Annotated in this window: 20 protein-coding genes; 12 read left to right on the plus strand and 8 right to left on the minus strand. The window is 67.3% G+C overall.

Features of this window, described 5'->3' with window-relative positions; translation table 11 throughout:
- Window positions 1-137 precede the first annotated feature (137 nt).
- The 4 genes from N5K27_RS21465 (at window position 138) to N5K27_RS21480 (ending at window position 3,741) form a co-directional block, all read left to right on the plus strand.
- Window positions 138-1,112: a tripartite tricarboxylate transporter substrate binding protein gene (locus tag N5K27_RS21465; RefSeq protein WP_279818643.1), complete on the plus strand. Its 975-nt coding sequence runs from the start codon at window positions 138-140 to the stop codon at window positions 1,110-1,112.
- A 100-nt stretch (window positions 1,113-1,212) separates the two neighbouring features.
- Entirely contained in the window at window positions 1,213-2,187 is a 975-nt protein-coding gene (locus tag N5K27_RS21470; RefSeq protein ID WP_279818646.1) for a tripartite tricarboxylate transporter substrate binding protein, read from the plus strand.
- A gap of 148 nt (window positions 2,188-2,335) precedes the next feature.
- Window positions 2,336-2,545 (plus strand): hypothetical protein, encoded by a 210-nt coding sequence (locus N5K27_RS21475; RefSeq protein WP_279818651.1) that lies wholly within the window; start codon window positions 2,336-2,338, stop codon window positions 2,543-2,545.
- A gap of 59 nt (window positions 2,546-2,604) precedes the next feature.
- Entirely contained in the window at window positions 2,605-3,741 is a 1,137-nt protein-coding gene (locus N5K27_RS21480; RefSeq protein ID WP_087841435.1) for a PepSY domain-containing protein, read from the plus strand.
- 49 nt (window positions 3,742-3,790) lie between these two features.
- On the opposite strand, the gene icd is transcribed toward N5K27_RS21480, so the two are convergent.
- Window positions 3,791-5,050, minus strand: a complete 1,260-nt coding sequence (gene icd / locus N5K27_RS21485; RefSeq protein WP_087841436.1) for an NADP-dependent isocitrate dehydrogenase — start codon at window positions 5,048-5,050, stop codon at window positions 3,791-3,793.
- A gap of 137 nt (window positions 5,051-5,187) precedes the next feature.
- On the opposite strand from icd, the gene N5K27_RS21490 reads away from it, so the two are divergent.
- The 4 genes from N5K27_RS21490 (at window position 5,188) to N5K27_RS21505 (ending at window position 9,223) form a co-directional block, all read left to right on the plus strand.
- Complete coding sequence (locus tag N5K27_RS21490) at window positions 5,188-5,613, plus strand: DUF1841 family protein (RefSeq protein WP_087841529.1); 426 nt, start codon at window positions 5,188-5,190, stop codon at window positions 5,611-5,613.
- Window positions 5,614-5,659: 46 nt separating this feature from the next.
- The gene (locus N5K27_RS21495) at window positions 5,660-6,547 is read left to right on the plus strand and encodes a LysR family transcriptional regulator (protein ID WP_087841437.1); all 888 of its coding nucleotides are present in this window, start codon (window positions 5,660-5,662) and stop codon (window positions 6,545-6,547) included.
- A gap of 111 nt (window positions 6,548-6,658) precedes the next feature.
- Window positions 6,659-8,215: a sulfatase-like hydrolase/transferase gene (locus tag N5K27_RS21500; protein ID WP_087841438.1), complete on the plus strand. Its 1,557-nt coding sequence runs from the start codon at window positions 6,659-6,661 to the stop codon at window positions 8,213-8,215.
- A gap of 27 nt (window positions 8,216-8,242) precedes the next feature.
- Complete coding sequence (locus N5K27_RS21505; protein ID WP_087841439.1) at window positions 8,243-9,223, plus strand: tripartite tricarboxylate transporter substrate-binding protein; 981 nt, start codon at window positions 8,243-8,245, stop codon at window positions 9,221-9,223.
- Window positions 9,224-9,411: 188 nt separating this feature from the next.
- Here N5K27_RS21505 and N5K27_RS21510 read toward each other — a convergent pair whose 3' ends face one another.
- Together N5K27_RS21510 and N5K27_RS21515 are read right to left on the minus strand one after the other, a co-directional pair.
- Complete coding sequence (locus N5K27_RS21510) at window positions 9,412-9,780, minus strand: c-type cytochrome (protein ID WP_087841440.1); 369 nt, start codon at window positions 9,778-9,780, stop codon at window positions 9,412-9,414.
- A gap of 11 nt (window positions 9,781-9,791) precedes the next feature.
- On the minus strand, window positions 9,792-10,151 hold the full coding sequence (locus N5K27_RS21515) for a cytochrome c (RefSeq protein WP_087841441.1): 360 nt from the start codon (window positions 10,149-10,151) through the stop codon (window positions 9,792-9,794).
- Between the two features lie 288 nt (window positions 10,152-10,439).
- Here N5K27_RS21515 and N5K27_RS21520 point away from each other — a divergent pair, with 288 nt between their 5' ends.
- The 3 genes from N5K27_RS21520 to N5K27_RS21530 all read left to right on the plus strand — a co-directional run bounded on the left by N5K27_RS21520 (window position 10,440) and on the right by N5K27_RS21530 (window position 15,534).
- Window positions 10,440-11,315, plus strand: coding sequence for a MoxR family ATPase (locus tag N5K27_RS21520; protein WP_087841442.1), 876 nt, complete (start codon window positions 10,440-10,442; stop codon window positions 11,313-11,315).
- Between the two features lie 186 nt (window positions 11,316-11,501).
- Window positions 11,502-12,674, plus strand: a complete 1,173-nt coding sequence (locus tag N5K27_RS21525; protein WP_087841443.1) for a VWA domain-containing protein — start codon at window positions 11,502-11,504, stop codon at window positions 12,672-12,674.
- Window positions 12,675-12,750: 76 nt separating this feature from the next.
- Window positions 12,751-15,534, plus strand: a complete 2,784-nt coding sequence (locus N5K27_RS21530; protein ID WP_087841444.1) for a pitrilysin family protein — start codon at window positions 12,751-12,753, stop codon at window positions 15,532-15,534.
- Here N5K27_RS21530 and N5K27_RS21535 read toward each other — a convergent pair.
- The 5 genes from N5K27_RS21535 to N5K27_RS21555 all read right to left on the minus strand — a co-directional run bounded on the left by N5K27_RS21535 (window position 15,524) and on the right by N5K27_RS21555 (window position 20,851).
- The gene (locus N5K27_RS21535; protein WP_087841445.1) at window positions 15,524-16,117 is read right to left on the minus strand and encodes a DUF2889 domain-containing protein; all 594 of its coding nucleotides are present in this window, start codon (window positions 16,115-16,117) and stop codon (window positions 15,524-15,526) included. The genes N5K27_RS21530 and N5K27_RS21535 overlap by 11 nt on opposite strands.
- Window positions 16,118-16,207: 90 nt before the next feature.
- Window positions 16,208-17,719, minus strand: a complete 1,512-nt coding sequence (locus N5K27_RS21540) for a tripartite tricarboxylate transporter permease (protein ID WP_087841446.1) — start codon at window positions 17,717-17,719, stop codon at window positions 16,208-16,210.
- 10 nt (window positions 17,720-17,729) lie between these two features.
- On the minus strand, window positions 17,730-18,188 hold the full coding sequence (locus tag N5K27_RS21545; RefSeq protein WP_279818661.1) for a tripartite tricarboxylate transporter TctB family protein: 459 nt from the start codon (window positions 18,186-18,188) through the stop codon (window positions 17,730-17,732).
- 57 nt (window positions 18,189-18,245) lie between these two features.
- Window positions 18,246-19,250: a tripartite tricarboxylate transporter substrate binding protein gene (locus N5K27_RS21550; RefSeq protein WP_087841448.1), complete on the minus strand. Its 1,005-nt coding sequence runs from the start codon at window positions 19,248-19,250 to the stop codon at window positions 18,246-18,248.
- A 17-nt stretch (window positions 19,251-19,267) separates the two neighbouring features.
- Entirely contained in the window at window positions 19,268-20,851 is a 1,584-nt protein-coding gene (locus N5K27_RS21555) for a rhodanese-like domain-containing protein (RefSeq protein ID WP_132980052.1), read from the minus strand.
- A gap of 164 nt (window positions 20,852-21,015) precedes the next feature.
- On the opposite strand from N5K27_RS21555, the gene N5K27_RS21560 reads away from it, so the two are divergent.
- Complete coding sequence (locus tag N5K27_RS21560; RefSeq protein ID WP_087841450.1) at window positions 21,016-21,894, plus strand: LysR substrate-binding domain-containing protein; 879 nt, start codon at window positions 21,016-21,018, stop codon at window positions 21,892-21,894.
- Window positions 21,895-21,919 lie beyond the last annotated feature (25 nt).

Below are 21,919 nucleotides of genomic sequence, written 5' to 3' on the forward strand. Positions count from 1 at the left end.
TTTTCTCGGGGTTTTCACCAAAACATCGAACCAATCGAGCAAATAAGGATTAGGATTGGATTGTGTACAAAACAAGACATCCTCAGGATGCCATCGTGGCAGTCGCCGCCCCTCCCGAACACAACCGAGGAACCACCATGCTTCGACCGCTTCTAGCCTCCCTGCACATCGCGGCCGCCGTCGCGATCCTTCCCGCAACGGCCAACGCACAGTCCTACCCCAGCAAGCCGGTACGGATCATCGTCCCCGCAGCCGCGGGCGGCACTTCGGACATCGTTGCCCGGCTGCTTGCGATGAAGCTGCAAGAGTCCATGGGCAAGCCTTTCATCGTGGAATACAAGGCCGGTGCCGGCACCAACCTCGGCAGCGACTACGTGGCCAAGGCGGCACCGGACGGCTACACGCTGCTGCTCAATGGCATCTCGATGGCGACGAGCCAGGTGCTATATCCCGACCTGCCGTATAACCCGCTGAAAGACCTGACACCGATCATCGAAGCCGCCGCCATGTCCAACGTGATCACGGTCAATCCCCAGTTGCCGGTCCACAACCTGAAGGAACTCATCGCGCTGGCGAAGAAGAACCCCGGCAAGTACAACTACGGCTCGCCCGGTTTCGGCAGCTCCGCCAGCCTGTCCGGCCAACTGCTCGAGATGAAGACGGGCGCCAAGCTGACGCACGTGGCCTACCAGGGCAACGCCCAGGCGACGAACGATCACCTCGCGGGGCTGCTGGAGGTCGGCTTCGTCAACCTGCCCGTGGCATTGCCGTTCGTGAAATCCGGCAAGCTGAGACCGCTGGCGGTCACATCCTCGACCCGTTCGTCGCTGTTGCCCGACGTGCCCACGGTGGCCGAGGCCCTGAACATCGACTATGAACTCACGGGCTGGTTCGGCCTGCTGGCCCCGGCCGGCACGCCCGGCGACATCATCGCCAAGCTGCACAAGGCCTCGGCCCAGGCCCTGGCCGACCCCTCCTCGCGCGAGACGATCATGAACGCGGGCGCCGAAGTGGTTGGCGGATCGAGCGCCGACTTCGCGCGCACACTGCGCGTGGACACCGAGCGCCTGACGGAGCTGGTCAAGCAATCGGGCGCCTCCGTCAACAAATAGCCCGTCCCGGGAAAGCCAGGATGCTCGAGCAGGGGTCCGTGGCACGCCTCGTGCCCGGACCTCGACGATGGACCGACCGACAACGCAGGGAGCACGTACCATGCGTAACACGCGACTCAAGGCCAGCTGCTTCGCACTCATGGTTGCCATCTCGGGTGGCGCCCACGCGGCTCAACCGGAGGACGCCTACCCCACCCGGCCGATCAGGATGATCATCGGCGGCGCGGCGGGAGGATCCTCGGATGTCTTTGCGCGCGCCATCGGCGACCACATGGCATCGACGCTCGGACAACCCGTCATCGTCGAATACAAGCCCGGAGCAGGTACGAACATCGGCACCGAATACGTCGTACGCGCCAAGCCGGACGGCTACACCATCCTCATCAACGGCTTGCCCATCGTGGCCAACCCCCATCTTTTCTCCAACCTGGGCTTCAACCCCGCGACCGACCTGGTGCCGATCTCGGGAGTCGCCAAGATGACCAACGTCATCACCGTCAACGCGTCGGTTCCGGTCAAGTCGCTGCCCGAACTGGTAGCCGAGGCCAGGAAATCGCCGGACCGGTTCGTGTACGGCTCGCCCGGCGAAGGCACCTCCAGCCACATCGCGGGCGAAATGCTGTCCGCCCGGACCGGCGCCCGATTCACCCACACGCCCTATCGCGGCAACGCCCAAGCCATGACCGACCTGCTGGGTGGCACGCTGCAGATGGGATTCGTCAACACGCCCGTGGCCGCCCCCTTCCTTAAGGAAGGCCGCCTGCGCGCGCTGGCCGTTACGTCAAAGACCCGATCGCCGCTACTGCCTGACGTGCCGACCGTGGCCGAAGCCCTGAACCTGCCGGACTTCGACTTCAACGGCTGGTTCGGCCTGTTCGCGCCCAGGGGAACGCCACCCGCGATCATCGCCCGCCTCGAACAAGCCGCCGGCAAGGCGCTGGCCGACCCCAAAGTGGACAAGATCTTCGTCGATGCCGGCGCCAGCGCCATGGAGCCCGGTGCGGCCAGCTTCGCCAAGTTCCTCACGGAGGAACGGAACAAGATCGACCCGCTGCTGGACAAGCGCAGCAAGTAGCGGCCCCGCCGACCGGAGAGCGGTCGCGCGCCGCCCTCCGCCCCTGCCTCCCCCTCCCCCGGACCGCCATTGCGCCCCACGCGCACGGTTTATTTTTTAAATAAAAATCATTATTATTCTTCTTTTTCTCGGTTCCCATGGAGGACCGATGTCGACCCTGACGCTTCGCATCTGGGCCTGGCCGCTCGCGCTTGGCATCCTCACCATCACCGGACTGCTCAGCGCCCTCGTGTCCGATACCTGGGGCGACGCCTGGTCCTGGGTCGGCCTGGGCACCCCGGTCGCAGTCATGCTCTGGTTCGGCTTGCGCCGCCGTCCCGTCCGGGCCCGCGCCCATGGATCGCCCCACCGCTCATGAACGTCTCGACCCACTCCGCCGGCACCCGCGGCCCCACCACCTTCACGAAGGACTGACGCATGTCCGCCCGCTCGCTCAAGACCTGGGCCTGGCTGCACAAATGGAGCAGCCTGGTCTGCACGGTGTTCATGCTGCTGCTGTGCCTGACGGGCCTGCCGCTGATCTTCCACCATGAAATCGGCCACCTGCTGGGAACCGAGGTCGAAGCGCCCGCGATGCAGGACGACAGTGCCCGGGTCAGCCTGGACCGCATCCTGGAAGTCGCGCATGCGCGCTACCCCGAACGGGTCATCCAGTTCGCCTCGCAAGACGAGGATGACGAGCGCATCTGGTTCGTCACGCTTACCCCCACGCCCGCCCCCACCGACGATTTCCGTTCCGTGGCGGTGGATGCGCGCACCGGCGAGATCCTGGCCGAGCCGCGCTTCGACGAAGGCTTCATGTACGTGATGCTCAAGCTGCACGTCGACCTGTTCGCGGGCCTGGCCGGCAAGCTGTTCCTGGGTTTCATGGGGCTGCTGCTGCTCATCGCCATCGTCAGCGGCACCGTCCTGTACGGTCCCTTCACGAAGAAGCTGGACTTCGGCGAGGTCCGGCGCCATCGCACCAAGCGCGTGAAATGGCTGGACCTGCACAATCTGCTGGGCATCGTGACCCTGGTCTGGGCCTTCGTCGTCGGTGGCACGGGCATGATCAATACCTGGGCCGACCTGATGATCAAGTATTGGCAGTACGATCAGCTCAGCACCCTGCTCGCGCCCTATCAGGGCCAGCCCCTCACGCCGGCGCCCGAGCGGGCCTCGCTGCAGCGGTCCATGGAAGCAGCCAAGGCGGCCGCCCCCGGCACCCGCCTGTCGTTCATCGCCTTCCCCGGCACGGCGTTCTCCAGCCCCCACCACAACACCTTCTTCCTGGCCGGCAACGAACCGCTCACCTCCAAGCTGCTGCAGCCGGTGCTGGTCGACGCCAAGACCGCCGAGGTCACCGCGGCGCCCAGGCTGCCCTGGTACCTGACGGCGCTCCTGGTCTCTCAGCCCTTGCACTTCGGCGACTACGGCGGCCTGCCCATGCAGATCATCTGGGCGCTGCTGGACATCGCGACCATCATTGTGCTTGGCAGCGGCCTGTACCTCTGGCTCAGGAAGCGGCAACCCGCCACGGCGGCGCGGCGCAAGCAGGCCACGGCGTCCGCGTGACCGCGCCGCCCCCCTTGGGGGCGCGGCGCGGGGGGCGCGGACTCGCAGCCTACATGTTGGCGATGACCGATTCCCCGAATCCCGAGCACGACACCTGGGTCGCGCCCTCCATCTGGCGCGCGAAATCGTAGGTCACGCGCTTGGACTGGATGGTTCGCTCCATGGCCGGCAGGATCAGGTCGGCCGCCTCGTGCCAGCCCATGTGCTGCAGCATCATGCGGCCCGACAGGATCTCGGAACTGGGATTGACGTAATCCTTGCCGGCGTACTTGGCGGACGTCCCGTGGGTGGCTTCGAACACGGCCACCGAATCGCTCATGTTCGCGCCCGGGGCGATGCCGGCGCCCCCGACCTGCGCGGCCAGCGCCGATGAAAGATAGTCGCCATTCAGGTTGGGCGTGGCGATCACGTCGAACTCGACCGGGCGCAGCAGCATGGTCTGCGAGAACGTGTCGATCAGGCAGTCCTTGATCAGGACGTCCCGGCCGGTGCGCGGGTTGCGGATGCGGCAGAACGGCCCCGCGTCTATGGTCTCGGCGGCGAATTCGCGGCGGGCGATCTCGTAGCCCCAGTCCCGGAACGCGCCCTCGGTGTACTTCATGATGTTGCCCTTGTGCACCAGCGTGACCGAGCGGCGGTCGTGGTCCAGGGCATACTGGATGGCCTTGCGCACCAGGCGCTCGGTGCCCTCGCGCGAGACCGGCTTGATGCCGATGCCGGAGGTGGCCGGGAAGCGCAGGTGCTTGGCCCCGAGTTTCTCCTCCAGCACGGTGATCAGCTCCACGGCCTCGGGCGAACCCGCGGCGTACTCGATCCCGGCGTAGATGTCCTCGGAGTTCTCGCGGAAGATGACCATGTTGGTCTTCTCCGGCTGCTTCAGCGGCGACGGCACCCCGCGCAGGTACTGGATGGGCCGCAAGCAGACGTACAGGTCCAGCGCCTGCCGCATCATCACGTTCAGCGAACGGAAACCGCCGCCCGGCGGCGTGCCCAGCGGGCCCTTGATCGCGACGACGAACTCGCGCAATGCGGCCACGGTCTCGTCGGGCAGCCAGCCCCCCTCGCCATACAGCGTGGTCGCCTTGCGACCGGCGTAGATTTCCATCCAGTGGATGCGGCGGGCCTCGCCATAGGCCCTGGCCACGGCCGCATCGATCACCTTCAGCGCCACCGGCGTGATGTCGCGCCCGGTGCCGTCGCCCTCGATGTAGGCGACGATGGGCTGGTCGGGCACGTTGAGGGAGAAATCCGCGTTGACGGTGATGCGGCTGCCCTGGGCGGGCACCTGGATATGCTTGTAGGAAGACATGCGGCGTTTCCGAACGATCGTTGAAGCAAGCCGCGGCGCGGCCCTGTCACATCCCGTGGATTATCCCGTATTCGGCCGGGCGGCGCACGCGGCCGGCGGCGGGGCGGGCCCGGCGCGGCGGGTACAATGCCCGGATGATGTTCAATCCTACCCGAGACCAGGTCCGCCAGTTCTTCACCGAGACCTGGCGCAAGCATCGCGCCGGCGAAGTCCTGACGCCGCTGGAAGCCACCGCGCTGGACTGGATCCTGGAACACCCCGAATACCACGGCGACCTCGAGAACCCCGAGGCCGCCCAGGCCGACTACAGCGTCGAGGCCGGCCGCACCAACCCCTTCCTGCACCTGTCCATGCACCTGGCGATCGCCGAACAGCTCTCGATCGACCACCCGCCCGGCATCCGCGACGCCTACCAGCGGCTGGCCCAGCGCAAGGGCGCCCACGAAGCGGCGCACGAAATCATGGAATGCCTGGGCCGCGTCGTATGGGAAGCCCAGCGCCTGGGCACCCCGCTCGATACCGATGCCTATATCGAGCTGATCCGCCAGCGCGCCGGCTCGTAGGCCGCCGCATTCCCGCCACGCGGTCCTTCAGCAGGCCGGCCACGACATGGACGTCAAGCAGCTCCGATACTTCGTCGCCATTGCCCAGCAGGGCAGCCTTTCCGCGGCGGCGCGGCGCCTGCACGTGGTCCAACCGGCCTTGAGCCAGGCCCTGGCCGCCCTGGAAACCGAACTCGGCACGCCTTTATTCACCCGCGGCCCCACGGGCGTGGTCCCGACCACGTCGGGGACGGAACTGCTGCACCATGCGCTGGCCATCCTCAGGCAGATCGACCGGGCCAGGGCCGCCATCCAGTCCACCCTGGACACCGCCAGCGGCCCGGTGCGCATAGGCATCCTGCACAGCGCCGCGCCGGTCGCCTGCGCCCCGCTGTTCACCCGCCTGCGCCAGGAGGCCCCCGGCATCCAGCCCCAGTTGGTGGTGGGCTATTCCGACGCCCTGGCGCAGCGGCTGCGCCGCGGCGAACTGGACCTGGCCATGCTGGTGCTGGCCAGTGACGAGCGGGGGGAATCCGACGCGCATCTATACGAGGAAAACATCTGCCTGGTGACGCCGGCCAGCCATGCCGGCGGAACGCCGCCGGTGGAACTGCCGAGCCTCCAGGACTTTCCCCTGCTGCTGTCCATGGCACAGCCCCTGCACCAGTCGCTGCTTGCCCTGGCCCAGGCGCAGAAGCTCCGGCTGAACATCATGGGCGGCGTGGAGGACATTTCCTCGCTCCTCCTCTTGTGCGAGACTGGCCAATTCTCCACCCTGCTGCCCGAAGGACTGGCGGGCACGCTGACGCGAGGCACGTCGCTGGTCGTCCGACGCATCGCCCACCCCGCCTTTTCCCGCCGCGTGGTCGTACGCGCCTGCCCCGACCTGCCCAAGTCCCATGCCGTCATCGCGGCCGAGCGCATCATGAAGGCCACGCTGGCAAGCCAGGTTTGACTGCCCGCCATCACGCGGGGTGATGGCGCTCTCAAAACTTCCTATTACCGGTCAGCCGGCCCCAGCCGCTAGGATCTCGGCTCCGAGACCCTTCCTTCCACGAAGCAAAGCATGCGGCCCAATTTCCTGATGTTCATCGTCGACCAGCTGTGCGCCGATCACCTCGGCTGCTACGGCAACACCACGGTGCGGACCCCGAATATCGACCGGCTCGCCGAGCGGGGCTGGACCAGCTCGAACACCTACGTCGCCACGCCGATCTGCATGCCCAACCGCTCCAGCCTGATGACCGGCCGCATGCCGTCGGCCCACGGCGTCCGCCACAACGGCCTGCCGCTGGGGCTGGAAGCCGTGACCTTCCCGGAGCTGCTGCGCGAGGCGGGCTACGCCACGGCACTGATAGGCAAGTCGCATCTCCAGACCATGACGGACCATGCGCCGCTTCCCGATCCCAGGACACCCCGCCGGGCCCGCGACGGCGCCCGGCATTACCCCGGGGACTACCTGCAGGAAAGCGTCGCCAGCTGGCGCGGCCACGAATACCCCATGAGCCTGCCCTACTACGGCTTCGGCCATGCGGAGATCGGCATCGAACATGGCGACGACATCAACGGCCACTACCGGCAATGGCTGCGCGGCAAGTGCGCCGACGCGGAAACATGGATCGGCCGGTCCAATGCCCTGCCCAGCGACTACGAGCTGGCGGCGGTCGGCCAGGCCTGGCGCACGCGCGTACCCGAAGCCTTGCACCCCAGCGCGTGGGTAGCCGAGCGGACCTGCGACCGTCTGCGCGCCTATGCGCGGAACGATGCGCCGTTCTTCCTGTATGCCTCGTTTCCGGACCCGCACCATCCCTATACGCCGCCGGGCCGATACTGGGACATGTACCGTCCGGAGGACATGGCGCTGCCCGCGTCCTACCGCTCGGACACCCCGCCGCCCCACCTGGCGTGGCTGCGCCGCCAGCGCGACGCGGGGCGCGCCCACAAGACCTCCATGGCCTGCTTTGCCGCCACGGAACGAGAAGTACGAGAGGCAATCGCGCTCAACTACGGGGCCATCAGCTTCATCGACGCAAACATCGGCCGTGTACTGCAAACCCTGGAAGAATGCGGGCTGGCCGACAACACGATCGTGATCTTCACGGCCGATCATGGAGAATACGGCGGCGATCATCAGTTGCTGTTCAAGGGCTCCCTGCATTACCGCAGCCTGATACGTACACCGCTCATATGGGCCGCGCCGGACGCCCGGCGCGTGCGGGAAAACGGCCTGCTTTCGACCATCGACATCGCGCCCACGATTCTGGAAGCTGCCGGCGTCGAAGCCTGCAACGGCATGCAAGGCATGTCCTTCCTGCCCTCGATCCAGGCGCGGCCGTTCCAGGCCCGCGACGCGGTACTGATCGAAGAGGAAGGCCAACGGACCTATTTCGGCTTCGACGCCCCCGTCCGGATGCGAACCCTGGTCCATCCCCGCTACCGGCTCAGCGTGTATGACGGCGTGGAATGGGGCGAACTGTACGACCGCCTGGACGATCCGCTCGAGTGCGCCAACCTCTGGGACAGCGCCGCCCACCGCGGCATCCGCGACGCCCTGATCCAGCAGTTGCTGCGCCAGGCCATGGCGCACCCGGACACCGCCCTGTCGCCGCTGGCCGTTGCGTGACGGAAAAGATACTCACAAGGAGACAACATGCCCCGCTTCGCAACATCCTGGCTGCTTTGCGCAGGCCTTGCCCCGCTCGCCTGGCAATCACCCGCCCTGGGCGACGACTGGCCGACGCGGCCGGTCAAGCTGGTCGTCTCGCACGCGCCCGGCTCGAGCACCGACATCGTGGCGCGATACATCGCAACCCAGCTTGCCCGCGGCTGGGCCCAGCCGATCGTGATAGAAAACAAGCCCGGCGGGCAAAACATCATCGGCGCCCAGGCCGTCACCCGCGCCTCGCCTGATGGCTACACGCTGTTCTACGGCACCACCAGCGCCCTGGTCAGTAATCTTTATACGATCAAGGGACTGCCCTACGATCCCGTCAAGGACTTCGTCCCCATCCGGTTCATCGGCTACAGCCCGTTCATGATCGCAGCCACCGCGGGGCTGAAGGCATCCACGCTGAAGGAGGCCTTGTCGGCCCCCGGCAAGGACGGCACGGGCCCTCGCGTCGCGACCGAAGGCGCCAAGACCTTCTCGGGCATACTGGCCAACACATTGGAATCGATGTCAGGAGCCCGCTGGACCACGGTGCCTTATTCGAAGTCCTCGGAAGCGCTGCAGGACACCATAGCCGGCCGGACCGACCTCGTCGTCCTGCCTGCCATCGTGGTGATGAATCATGTCGGGCAAGGCCGGCTGAAGGCCCTGGCGGTCAGCACCGCATCGCGGCTGCCGTCGATGCCGGACGTTCCGGCCCTGGGAGAAACTTTTCCCGGCTTCGGACTGGCCGGTTGGCACATGCTCGCGGCCCCCGCCGGCACGCCCGCTTCCGTCGTGGCGCGCCTGAACCGGGAACTCGACACGCTGCTGGCCAAGCCGGAAATCGCCCGACACCTGGCCTCCCTGGGCCTGGACACCGATCCGGCCCTGTCCACCGCCGACCAGAACCGCCGGTTCCTGCAACAGGAACACGCCACCTGGCAACGCATCACCCGGCAGACCGGCCTGCTCCCCGAATAAGCAAGGCTCCACACAGGAGCGAAATGGAAGACTGAGGATGCGGTGGATCCGGCTTTGCCGGTCCATCCGCATCGCCCCTCGGGACCCGGCGCCGGGCCGCCCCAAGGCGGGTCCCGGCCCCTTGGGGCTGCCGCATAGCGGCTGGGGCCCACCATTCTGGGCGCGCGTCAGCGCGTAGGAGGACCCTACTACTTACGTACGGCCAGGTTGCCAGGCAGGCTGGACAGGTACGCCGCCACATCCTCGATGTCCTTGTCGGACAGTTGGACGGCGAACGCACCCATGATGGCGTTCTTGCGGATGTTGGCCGACGGCGCGGCATTGGACTGGCCCCGGCGATACGCCTTCAGCGCATGCGCGAGGTAGTCGGGATGCTGGCCCGCCAGTTGGGGATAGCTGGGATCGATGGAGGTCTTGGCATCGGCACCGTGGCAGGAGGCACAGTTGATGCGATCGAACACCGCCTTGCCGGCGGCGATGTCGCCGGCGGCCTGGGCGGCCGACAGCGAGAGCAAGGCGCTGCCGACGAGGAAGGAAAGGCGCTGGATGGTCTTCATGGTCGGACGGCTCACTTCAGGCTGGAGTAATAGGCGGCCAGATCGGCGATGTCCTGCTCGGACAGGCTCTTGGCGATGCCAACCATGGAAGGATGCGTCCGCGCGCCGCTGGCGTACTCCTTCAGCGCCGCCTCGATGTACTTGGCGTTCTGCCCAGCAATCATCGGAACGTGATAGACCTCGGGAAAGCTGGCTTTGTAGCCCGGGATGCCATGGCAGCCTATGCACATGGAATTCTTGTCACGGGCGGCATCGGCGTTGCCGGTGATGGTAGCCGGCGGGGCCGATTGGGCCACGGCCGAGCCGACGACCGCACAGGCGGCCAGGGCGGCCAACGCGGGCAGCGCCCGCTTCGTTATGCTCAACTTCATTAGAACGCTCTATCAGAATCAAGGAAATCCCGATACCGGGCGGCGAAACGACTGAGCGGCAACGCCCGGCCCCCACAGGCCAACGAAGCGTCTCCGTTTTATTCCATCGAGAAACCGTATTGTTGTACTCAGGTCCGGTTTCCGTCTTTATTTAACCCCTAATGATACATCAGGAACAACCTCCGTCCGCCGCCCCTTTTGCGGGACGGGCGCCGGTTCACCCTGCCCGTCCGGAGTTTTCTTATACTGGGTGCTTCGCCCCCGCGGGGCCCTACCGCCAGCCCGACCATGCCCCAGTCCGTCTCGCCGTCCGCCGCCCGCTTCCAGGGCACCGACACCTACGTCGCCACCGACGACCTGACGCTGGCCGTCAATGCCGCGCTCACGCTCGAGCGCCCGCTCCTGATCAAGGGCGAACCCGGCACTGGCAAGACCATGCTGGCCGAGGAAGTGGCCCGGGCGCTGGGGCGGCCGCTGCTGCAATGGCACATCAAGTCCACCACCAAGGCGCACCAGGGGCTGTACGAATACGACGCGGTCTCGCGCCTGCGCGATTCGCAGTTGGGCGACGAGAAGGTGCGCGACATCACGAACTACATCGTGCGCGGGGTGCTGTGGCAGGCCTTCGCCTCGCCCGAGCCGGTGGTGCTGCTGATCGACGAGATCGACAAGGCCGACATCGAATTCCCCAACGACCTGCTGCGCGAGCTGGACCGCATGGAATTCCACGTGTACGAAACGCGTGAAACCGTGCGTGCCGTGCACCGGCCGCTGGTCATCATCACCTCCAACAACGAGAAGGACCTGCCGGACGCCTTCCTGCGGCGCTGCTTCTTCCACTACATCCGGTTTCCCGAGAAGGAGACCATGGAACGCATCGTCGAAGTCCACTACCCCGGCCTGAAGAAGGAACTGTTGTCGGCGGCGCTGGACAGCTTCTTCCAGCTGCGCGAGACCCCGGGCCTGAAGAAGAAACCGTCCACGTCCGAACTGCTGGACTGGCTCAAGGTCCTGCTGGCCGAGGACATCCCGCCTGAAGCCTTGAAAAGCACCGACCGCGAAGCCGCCGTGCCTCCGCTGCATGGCGCGCTGCTGAAAAACGAACAAGACGTCCACCTGTTCGAACGCCTGATCCTCATGGCTAGAAGCGGCAGACGGGCATGAAATCGCATCGATCCACCCCGCGCGTCATTCAGGGTGCCGCGGATCCGGCTTCGCCGGTCCGCCAGCGCCGCCCCCTGGGCCCGGCGCCGGGCCGCCCCAAGGCGGGCCCAGGCTCCCTCGGGGGGCTGCCGCGCAGCGGCGGGGGGCTCACCGTTCGGGGCGCGCGAAGCGCGTAGGGGGGGCCTCATGCTCATTGATTTTTTTTACCATCTGCGCAAGCACCAGTTGCCGGTCTCCATCAACGAGTACCTGACGCTGCTGGAAGCGCTGTCGCGCCGGGTGATCGCGCCGTCGGTGGACGAGTTCTATCTGCTGGCCCGGATGACGCTGGTCAAGGACGAAAGCCAGTTCGACCGCTATGACCGGGCCTTCGCCAGCTACTACAAGGGCATCGAGGCGGCCTTCCCGCCGGGCAAGGAGATCCCGGCCGAATGGCTGGTGCAGCGCTTCATGCGCGAGCTGTCGCCCGAGGACAAGGCCGCGATCGAGAAGCTGGGCTGGGACAAGCTGATGGAACTGTTCCGCCAGCGGCTGGAGGAGCAGAAGGAACGCCACGAGGGCGGCAGCAAGTGGATAGGTACCGGCGGCACTTCGCCCTTCGGCAGCGGCGGCTACCACCCCGAGGGCATCCGCATCGGCCAGGACAGCGCCGGCAACCACAGCGCGGTCAAGGCCTGGGACATGCGCAGCTTCCGCGACTACGACGACCAGGTGGAACTGGGCACGCGCAACATCAAGGTGGCCCTGCGGCGGCTGCGCCGCTTCGCCCGCGAAGGCGCCGACCTGGAACTGGACCTGGACGACACCATACGCAGCACGGCGCGCAATGCCGGGCACCTGGACATCCGCATGGTGCCCGAGCGGCACAATACGGTGAAGGTGCTGATGATGCTGGACGTGGGCGGCACGATGGACAGCCACATCCAGCGGATCGAGGAACTGTTCTCGGCCGCGCGCAGCGAGTTCAAGCACCTGGAAGTCTATTATTTCCACAACTGCCTGTACGACTGGGTCTGGCAAAGCAACCGCCGGCGCCACGCCGAGCGCGCCCACACCTGGGACGTGCTGCGCAAGTACAACCCGGACTGGCGCCTGATCTTCGTCGGCGACGCCACCATGAGCCCGTACGAGATCCTGCAGCCGGGCGGTTCGGTGGAATACCACAACACCGAGGCCGGCGCGGTCTGGCTGCAGCGCATGGCCGCGGCCTATCCCCGTTTCGTCTGGCTCAATCCCGAGCCGGAGGGCCTGTGGCCCTACCGCCAATCCACCGACATCATCCGGAAACTGATGCAGGGCCGCATGTATCCCGTCACGCTGAGCGGCCTGGAACAGGCCATGCGGCTGCTGTCCAAGTAGCATTCCGGGCCGCGCGGCGGGAACGTTGTCGCGGCCCGGCACTCCAATCCACTTCCTGAACGGTTCGAGTCCGCCTATGCCATCATCGCTCACCGCCAACCGCTCCGGTCTCCTGGGCCGGGCCTTCGCCTGCGTGGCCCTGTCCGCGGCCGCCCTGCTGCCGCCGGCTACCCACGCCGCCCAGGCCCGGACGCAGGCAGCCGTCCCTGCCGGCGTACAGAAGGTCACCTCGGTCGAAGGCATCAACGAATACCGGCTGAACAACGGGTTGCGCATCCTGCTGGCACCCGACCAGTCCAAGCCGACCACTACGGTCAACATGACCTATCTCGTGGGTTCCCGCCAGGAAAACTACGGCGAAACCGGCATGGCGCACCTGCTGGAACACATGCTGTTCAAGGGTACGCCCACGATGCGCAACGCGCTGGCCGAGTTTTCGCGCCGCGGCCTGCAGGCCAACGGCAGCACCTGGACCGACCGCACGAACTATTTCGCCAGCTTCGCCGCCAACGAGGCCAACCTGGACTGGTACCTGGGCTGGCAGGCCGACGCCATGGTCAACTCGCTGATCGCGCGCAAGGACCTGGACTCGGAAATGACCGTCGTGCGCAACGAGATGGAAAGCGGCGAGAACAATCCGTTCCGTGTGCTGATGAGCAAGATGATGGCCGCGGCCTATCAGTGGCACAACTACGGCAAGACCACGATAGGCGCGCGCTCGGACGTCGAGAACGTCGACATCGGCCGCCTGCAGGCCTTCTACCGTACCTACTACCAGCCGGACAACGCCGTGCTGATCGTCTCGGGCCAGTTCGACGAGGCCAAGACGCTGGCCGTCATCGCCCGCACCTTCGGCAAGATACCCAAGCCCAAGCGCACCCTGCCGCGCCTGTACACCGAGGAACCGGTCCAGGACGGCGAGCGTAGCGTCACGCTGCGCCGCGCCGGCGGCTCGCCCATGGTCGCGGCCATGTACCACACGCCGCAGGGCGGCGCGGCCGATTCCGCGGCCATGGAAATGCTGGCCGGCATCCTGGGCGACGCGCCCTCGGGCCGGTTGTACAAGTCGCTGGTGGAAACCAAGCTGGCCGCCTCCACCTTCGGCTTCACCTTCGGCATGTACGATCCGGGCATGATCATGATGGGCGCCCAGCTGCAGCCCGGCGCCAGCCTGGATGCCGCGCGCGACAAGATGCTGGAGACCATCGAGTCCATCAAGGCGCAGCCGATCACCAGCGAAGAGCTGGAGCGCGCGCGCACCCGCTGGCTCAAGGACTGGGACATGGCCTACAGCGATCCGCAGAAGGTGGGCGTGTCGCTGTCCGAGAGCATCGCCCAGGGCGACTGGCGACTGTTCTTCGTGACCCGGGACCGTATCCGCGACCTGAAGCTGGCCGACGTGCAGCGCGTGGCGGAAAGCTACCTGCTGCAATCGAACCGCACGCTGGGCACCTACATCCCGACCGACGGTCCCCAGCGCGCTCCCGCGCCGCAGCCCCTGGACCTGCAGGCCGAGCTGAAAGGCTACAAGGGCGACACCGACTTCGTGCAGGCCGAGGCCTTCGACGCCACGCCGGCCAATATCGACGCCCGCACCCAGCGCAAGACGCTGGACCTGCCCAACGGGCCGGTCAAGCTGGCGCTGCTGCCCAAGTCGACGCGCGGCCACCTGGTCAATGCCCGCCTGGTGGTGCAGTTCGGCGACGCCGAGACGCTGCGCGGCCAGCGCGAGATCTCGCGCGCCGTGGGCGCCCTGCTCGACAACGGCACGGCCACGATGACGCGGCAGCAGATCGAGGACCGTTTCGACGCGCTGCGGGCGGACGTCGGCTTCGCCGGGGGCGGCACCAGCGCGGCGGTCGACATCTCGACCACCCGCGACAACCTGCCCGCCACGCTGGAACTGGTGCTGGACGTGCTGCGCAACGCCAACTTCCCCGAGGACCAGTTGGACGAGTACCGCCGCCGCGGCCTGGCCTCGGTGGAAAGCGCCCGCCAGGAGCCCACGGCCGTCGCGCAACAGGCCTTGGCGCGGCACGACAACCCATGGCCTGCCGACGACCTGCGCTACACCCCCAGCTTCGACGAGCAAGAGGCCGCCTACAAGGCGCTGACCCGCGATGCGCTGGTGCAGTTCCATGACCGCTTCTACGGCGCGGGCCGCGTGCGGCTGGCCGCCGTGGGCGACTTCGACCCGGCGGCGGTCGAGCAGTCGCTGACCAAGGGCCTGCAAGGATGGAAGAAGGCTCCGGCCTACACGCGCGTGGACGATCCCTACCATGCGGTGCCGGCCAAGCGCTTCGACATCTCGCTGCCCGACAAGGCCAACGCCTTCTACCTGTCCACCATGCCGATCAGGCTGCAGGACACCGATCCGGACTATCCCGCGGCCATGCTGGCGAACTACCTGCTGGGCAGTTCCGAGACCTCGCGGCTGTGGATGCGGGTGCGCGAACGCGAAGGCCTGTCGTACAACGTGCGCAGCCAGCTGTCGGCCTCGTCCTACGAACCCTCGGGCCAGTGGACGCTGTACGCCATCTACGCGCCCAGCAACCGGGCGCGGCTGGAGACGGCCATCAAGGAGGAATCCGAGCGCGTCCTGCGCGAAGGCTTCAGCGCGCAAGAGGTCAAGGACGGCATCGACTCGCTGATGAACCTGCGCCACCTGGCCCGCGCGCAGGATCGGCGGCTGGCGGGTGCCTGGTCGGACTACCTGGACCTGGACCGCACCTTCGCCTTCGCGGCGGAATCCGACCGCAAGCTCAAGGCCCTGACCGCGGAGCAGGTCAACGCGGCGCTGCGCAAGTACTTCAAGCCCGAAGACTTCAGCACCGCGGTGGCGGGGACCTTCAAGCCGTAGTCCGCCCCCCGTCGGGAGGCCCGTCGCCGTCGGGCCTCCCGGCCGCATGCTGCGGCCACAGCATCTTCACCACTTCCCGGTCGCGGCCGAAGGCAAAACAGGAATCGATCTTCTCCCGTGCCCGCTCCTCGCCCATCAGCAGGGGCATGTCGCGCTGCAGCCCGCGTATGCCTTGCAAGGCCGTGGTCGCCATCGGCACCAGCATTTCCATCAAGTGGGTACAGCTGGCCGCGCCTCGCAACCGGTCCTTGACCATGGCCGTCCAGCCCCGGGCGATGCGCTCGCCGACCAGCACGCGCAGCGTGTCCGTGGCTTCCTTGCATAGCGGCCAGGGCGTCGAATCCGACGCCGCCACGATGTCCCGGATCACATACGCGTCGTCCACCGTCAGGCGTATCCACAGGTCGTGGAGCGCTTCTCCCGCGGGCAGCGGGTCGTCCGAACTCATGAGTTGGAAGGGAAAGGGCTTGCGGTCGACCAGCCGGGCTTCCACGTCGTACAGACCGTCTTCGCGGGCGTAGGTCTGCATGTCGATGACGCGGTGATGGACGGAGCGGCGGGCGGAGGGTTCCGGTAGAGGCATGATGGCAGGCTTCCTGGCTGGCGCCCAGCCATTGTAGAGGCACCGGCCCGCGCGATCGAATCGGCGGGCCCGGCCTCCATGCCAGCAACGCTAGGCTTGCGCCTCGGCCAGCACCACGGCCCGCTTGCGCCGGATGGCCGGCGCAAGCGCCAGCACGATCAACAGCGCCGTGGCGATCAGCAGCCCCAGCGAGATGGGCCGCGTGACGAATACCGAGAAATCGCCGCGCGCCACCATGAGCGTGCGCCGGAAGCTCGTCTCCATCATGGGCCCCAGCACGAAGCCCAGCAGCAACGGCACCGGCGATATCGACAGCTTGCCGAACAGGTAGCCGGCCACGCCAAAGCAGGCGACCAGGAACACGTCCGCCACCGAATTCTGGATCGAATAGACCCCGACGCAGCAGAACACCAGGATGGCTGGATACAGCAGCCGGTACGGCACCTTGAGCAGCCGCACCCACAGTCCGATCAGCGGCAGGTTCAGGACCACCAGGATCAGGTTGCCTATCCACATCGACGCGATCAGGCCCCAGAACAGCGCGGGATGGCTGGTCATGACCTGCGGTCCCGGCTGGATGTTGTGGATGGTCATCGCGCCCAGCATCAGGGCCATGACGGCGCTGCCGGGAACGCCCAGCGTCAGCAGCGGGATGAAGTTGGTCTGCGCGGCGGCGTTGTTGGCGGCTTCGGGCGCGGCGACGCCTTCGATGGCGCCATGTCCCATTTCCGCCGACCTGGACGACAGTTTTTTCTCCAGCGTGTAGGCCGAGAAGGCGGAAATGGTCACGCCCGCTCCGGGCAGGATGCCGAGGGCCGACCCGAGCGCGGTACCCCGGACGATCGAGGGCGCCATCCTCCGGATGTCGTCCCGGGTGGGCATCAGGCTGGCGATGGGCGCCACGGCTGTCGTTCCGGAGGCCTTCTGCATTTCCAGGTTCGCCACGATCTCGGCCACGCCGAACAGGCCCATGGCGAGGCAGGTGAACTCGATGCCCTCCATCAACTGTGGAATCTCGAAGGCCAGCCGCACCGTGCCGCTGTTCACGTCGGTCCCGACCAGGCCGAGGATGATGCCGATGGCGATCATGCCCAGCGACACGTCCAGCGACTCGGAAGACAGCGCCACGGCGCCGACCAGCCCCAGCAGCATCAGCGAGAAATACTCCGCCGGCCCGAACTTGAACGCCATCTCGGCCAGCGGCGCGGCGAACGCCGCCAGCAGCAGCACGCCGACGCAGCCGGCGAAGAAGGAGGCGATGGCCGCCGTGGCGAGCGCCGGGCCCGCCCTGCCCTGCGTGGCCATGGCATGTCCATCGATCAGCGTGACTGCCGACGAGGACTCGCCCGGCAGCTTCACCAGGATGGCGGTGGTCGACCCGCCGTACTGGGCGCCGTAGTAGATGCTGGCGAGCATGATGAGCGCCGACGTGGGCGGCAGCGCATAGGTGATGGGCAGCAGCATCGCGATGGTCGGCACCGGCCCCAGCCCGGGCAGGACGCCGATCAGGGTGCCCAGCAGGCAGCCGGCGAAGGCATAGGCAAGGTTCTGCCACGACAGCGCGGTGGCGAAGCCCAGCGCCAGATGGTCCAGCAATTCCATGCGAGGCTCCTCAGTCCAGGAAGGCCGGCCACAGGTTGAACGGCAGCCCCAACCCGTGGACGAATGCGCCGACGATCAGCGCCACCATGACGGCCGCGTTGGCCAGCGCGCCGCGCCACGTGAATTCGTGGCTGGCGCGGCTGGCCACGACGACCAGCGTGGCGATCGCGAGCACCAGCCCGAGGGGTTTGAGCATGACGCCGAACAGCACCACCGATCCGGTCATCCAGGACAGCGACCGGAAGTCCCAGCGCGCCAGTTTTTCCCGCGGCGCTCCCGCCACATACGCCCGCACGGTGATGGACAGGCCCAGCGCCGCGAGCAGCAGGCCCAGCCAGAACGGGAAATAGCCGGGCCCGATGCGCGCGGGCGTGCCCATGGGATAGCCCAAGGCGAGCAGCGACGTGCCGGCCCCGAGCAATAGATACAGCAGGCCCGTGGCCAGCCTTTTTTCACTACGCGGATACATGGTCCCCTCTTCTTGGTCTTGTCGGCCGGAGCCGCGGGCGCGATGGCCCGCACCCGGTTACTGCAAGGTAATGCGCGCGGCCTTGATGACCTTGGAATAGCGCTCCAGGTCCTGCCTGAGCGACTGGTCGAACTCGGCCGGCGTGCCGCCCGCGACGCCATACCCCATGCTCTCGACCTGCGCCTTGATGTCTGGCTGGCGCAGGATCTCCATCACGTCGCGATTGATCTTCTCGATCACGGCCGCGGGCGTCTTGGCCGGCGCCAGGATGCCCTGCCAGGACTCGACGTCGAATCCCGGCACCCCGGACTCCGCCACGGTCGGCACGTCGGGCAGCGCCGGCGAGCGGTAGGAAGTCGTGACGGCCAGCGGCACGAGGCGCCCGGCCTTGATGAATTCGGTGACCGCGGCCATGGTGATCATGGTGGCGTCGATGTGCCCGCCCATGACATCGACCGCGGCCGGCCCGCCCCCGGGGTACGGGATGTAGTTGACGTCGATGCCGGTCTGCGCCTGGATCATTTCGTGAGCGATGTGGGCGATTCCACCGCTGGTGGGCAGGCCGACCGTCACCTGGCCCGGCGACTTCTTCGCCAGCGCCAGGTATTGCTGGAAGGTCTTGACTCCCAGCGTGGGCCGGACCACCAGGATCTGCGGATTGGCGATGGCCCGCACCACCCCCGAGAAATCCTTGAGCGCATAGGGCGGCTTCTTGAGCAGCGCGGTGTTCAGCACCACGGCGTCGCTGTGCAGCAGCAGGGTGTAGCCATCGGGCGCCGCCTTGGCCACCTGCGCCGCCCCGATCGAGCCGCCCGCCCCGGTGACGTTCTCCACCACCACCGCCTGGCCCCACCTGGCATTCAGTTTTTCCGCCAGCAGGCGGGCGATCTTGTCGGTGCTGCCGCCGGCCGATACCGGCACCACCATCCGGACCGTCTTGGCCGGGAAGGCGCCCGGATCGGCCGCCCGCCCCGGTCCCGCCCACGCCACGGCCAGCGCCGCGACCAGGAGCAGGCCGGACGCCGGCGCCCTGCCGCCTCGCTTCGTGTTCTTGGTCTTCATGCTTTCCTCCTCAGGTGTCATGGCGAGATGCGATATGCGCCCCGCTCTTGTGCGTCGAGCTGTCCGATCAGGCCCGTTTCCCAGGCGAGATAGCGCCGGGCGGCCTCCTTGTTGCCGTCGTGCCTGTCGTGGACGAAGAAAAGAAAATCGATGCAGTCTGCATCGCGCGGCGTATCGGGCGTGGCCTCGACCGCCAGCCCCGCCTCCCGCCACTGCGCAACCGGCGCGACCAGCGCGCGCGCCCCGGCGCGGAGCGCTTCGGGCAGCTCGCCCGCGGCCAGCGCGGCCAGTTCGGCGCTGGCCGCCACCAGCACCAGCGCGCCCGCCCCCGTGCCTGCCAGGCCCGCCATGCGCGGACGGATGGCCCAGCGCGCCCCCGCGATATGCGCCTGGCGGTAGGCCATGCTGGCGCGGACGTCCAGGATCTGCACCTGGCCCGCGGCCACCAGGGCGGCCAGTTCCGCCGGGCCCACCAGCGGCAGGCCCTGCACGGCGACCGCCGGCGCCGGCGGCGGCAGCGCCGCGCCCGCGCGGGTCCATTCTTCGGGGGGCAGCACATGGATTTCACGCCCCATCTGGGCCAGCCAGCTCGCCACCACCCGCGCGCGGATGCCGTCGTCGTCCGTCACCACCAGCCGGGCGCCCTTGACTCCCACGTACAGATCGGTGCCCTGCAGGAGCTGGCCGCCCGGCGCGTGCTGGGCGCCAGGCAGCGAACCGGCGGCGAACTCCTCGCCGGTGCGCACGTCCAGCAGGAACGTGGTGCGATCCTCCTGGCGCATCCAGCCGGCCAGCGTCGCCGCGTCGACCTCGGCGACGCCGTGCCGGCCGGCCAACTCCCGGGCCCTGTCCCGCCGCGCCTTCAAGTCCGGCGCCGCCGCGTCCACCTGCGGATAGCGCCTGTCGTTGCCGTGCTCCAGCGCCAGGTCGTTCAGATACCAGCCCTGCGTACCGTTCTCCAGGGCATAGACGGGATTGGGAATGCCGATGTTGATCAGGGTCTGCGCGCCGATGATGCTGCGCGTACGGCCGGCGCAATTGATCACCACGGGCGTGCGGTCATCCGGCACCAGCGCGTGGATGCGCAGCGCCAGTTCGCCGTTGGGGCAGCAGACCGCGCCCGGGATGTTCATCTTGCGGAATTCGTCCACGGGACGGCCGTCCAGGACCACCACCGCTTCCCCCCGCGCCTGCATGGCGGCCAGTTCCGGGGCCTGGAGCCGGGGCGTGTGATAGGCGTGCTCCACCAGTTCGCCGAAGGTCTTGGACGGCAGGTGCACGCCCTGGAACATCCCGTAGCCGGCGGCCTTCCAGGCGGCCGCGCCGCCGCGCAGCACGTGCATGTGGCCATAGCCCACCGCCTCCAGCCGCGCGGCGGCGCGTTCGGCCACGCCATCGCCGTCGTCCAGCAGCACGACGGGAACGGTCTTGCGCGGCACCAGGCGCTCGACGTCCAGCTCCAGCCTGCTGTAGGGAACCGACACGACGAAGAAAGGATGCTCTTCGCCGTACTGCCCGTGCTCGCGCACGTCCAGGAAGGCGATCTCTCCGCCTTCGTCCAGCCATTGTTTCGCTTGCCCTGCGGTGATGGTTTTGCTCATGGGAGATATCTGTGGATGAAGCCGGTCGATCCCGCATCCGGCCTGGGTGACCTCGATAAAACTATCTTGGAAACTTATAATTTCTTTTGACCGACCCACAGTCTATGCAGCGAGCACACCCAGCACAATTTAGAAATCGACCCTAAAATATAAGCATTTCTTATATGAAGAATTTCGACCTGACGCAGTTGCGCACCCTGGTGGCGATCGCGGAACACGAGACCTACCTCGCGGCCGCCGAGAAGACGCACCGCACGCAGGCGGCGCTGACCCAGCAGATGCAGCGCCTGGAAGCGCAGGCGGGCGTGCCGCTGTTCGAGAAGGCCGGACGCTACAAGCGCCTGACGGCGCACGGGCGCAGGCTGCTGGACTACGCCAAGCACATGATCGCCATCAACGACGAAGCGTGGCGAGCCCTGAAAGACCGCGAGCTGACCGGCTCGCTGCGCGTGGGCTCGCCGCAGGATGTGGCCGACAGCATCCTGCCGCCGCTGCTGGCGAACATCGCGCGGCTCTCCCCCAGGCTGCAGATGGAGATCCACGTGGGCCGCAGCCCTTTCCTGATGGAGTCGCTGCGCATGGGCGAACTGGACCTGACGGTCTCGACGCGCGAGGATCCGGCGCTGGAAGGCATGGTGCTGCGCACCTCGCCCACGGTCTGGCTATGCTCGGCGGACTACGTCTTCGAACCCGGCAAGCCGGTGCCGCTGATCATCGCGGACGAACACAGCCTGTACCGCCGCATCGCGCTGACCGCGCTCGATGCGGCCAGGATGTCATGGCGCACGGCCTACCTCGCGCCGCACATGATAGGCATCAAGGCTGCGATACGGGCCGGCCTGGGCGTGACCGCCCGCTCGGTGGAACTGCTGGGGCCCGATATGCGGGTGCTGGGCGAGAAGGACGGCCTGCCCCGGCTGCCCGACGTGAGCTACTACCTCTGGATGCGCCCGGACTCGCTGAACCCGGTGCTGCGCCAGGTCTACGACGGGCTGAAGTCCACCTTGCGGCCGCTGGACCTGCGCGGCGGAAGCGCTGCCTAGGACCTGTTCACGCCAAAAGGAGGCT

It is taken from the genome of Pigmentiphaga sp. GD03639 (genome assembly GCF_029845405.1).
GTDB classification, from domain to species: Bacteria; Pseudomonadota; Gammaproteobacteria; order Burkholderiales; family Burkholderiaceae_B; genus Pigmentiphaga; species Pigmentiphaga daeguensis.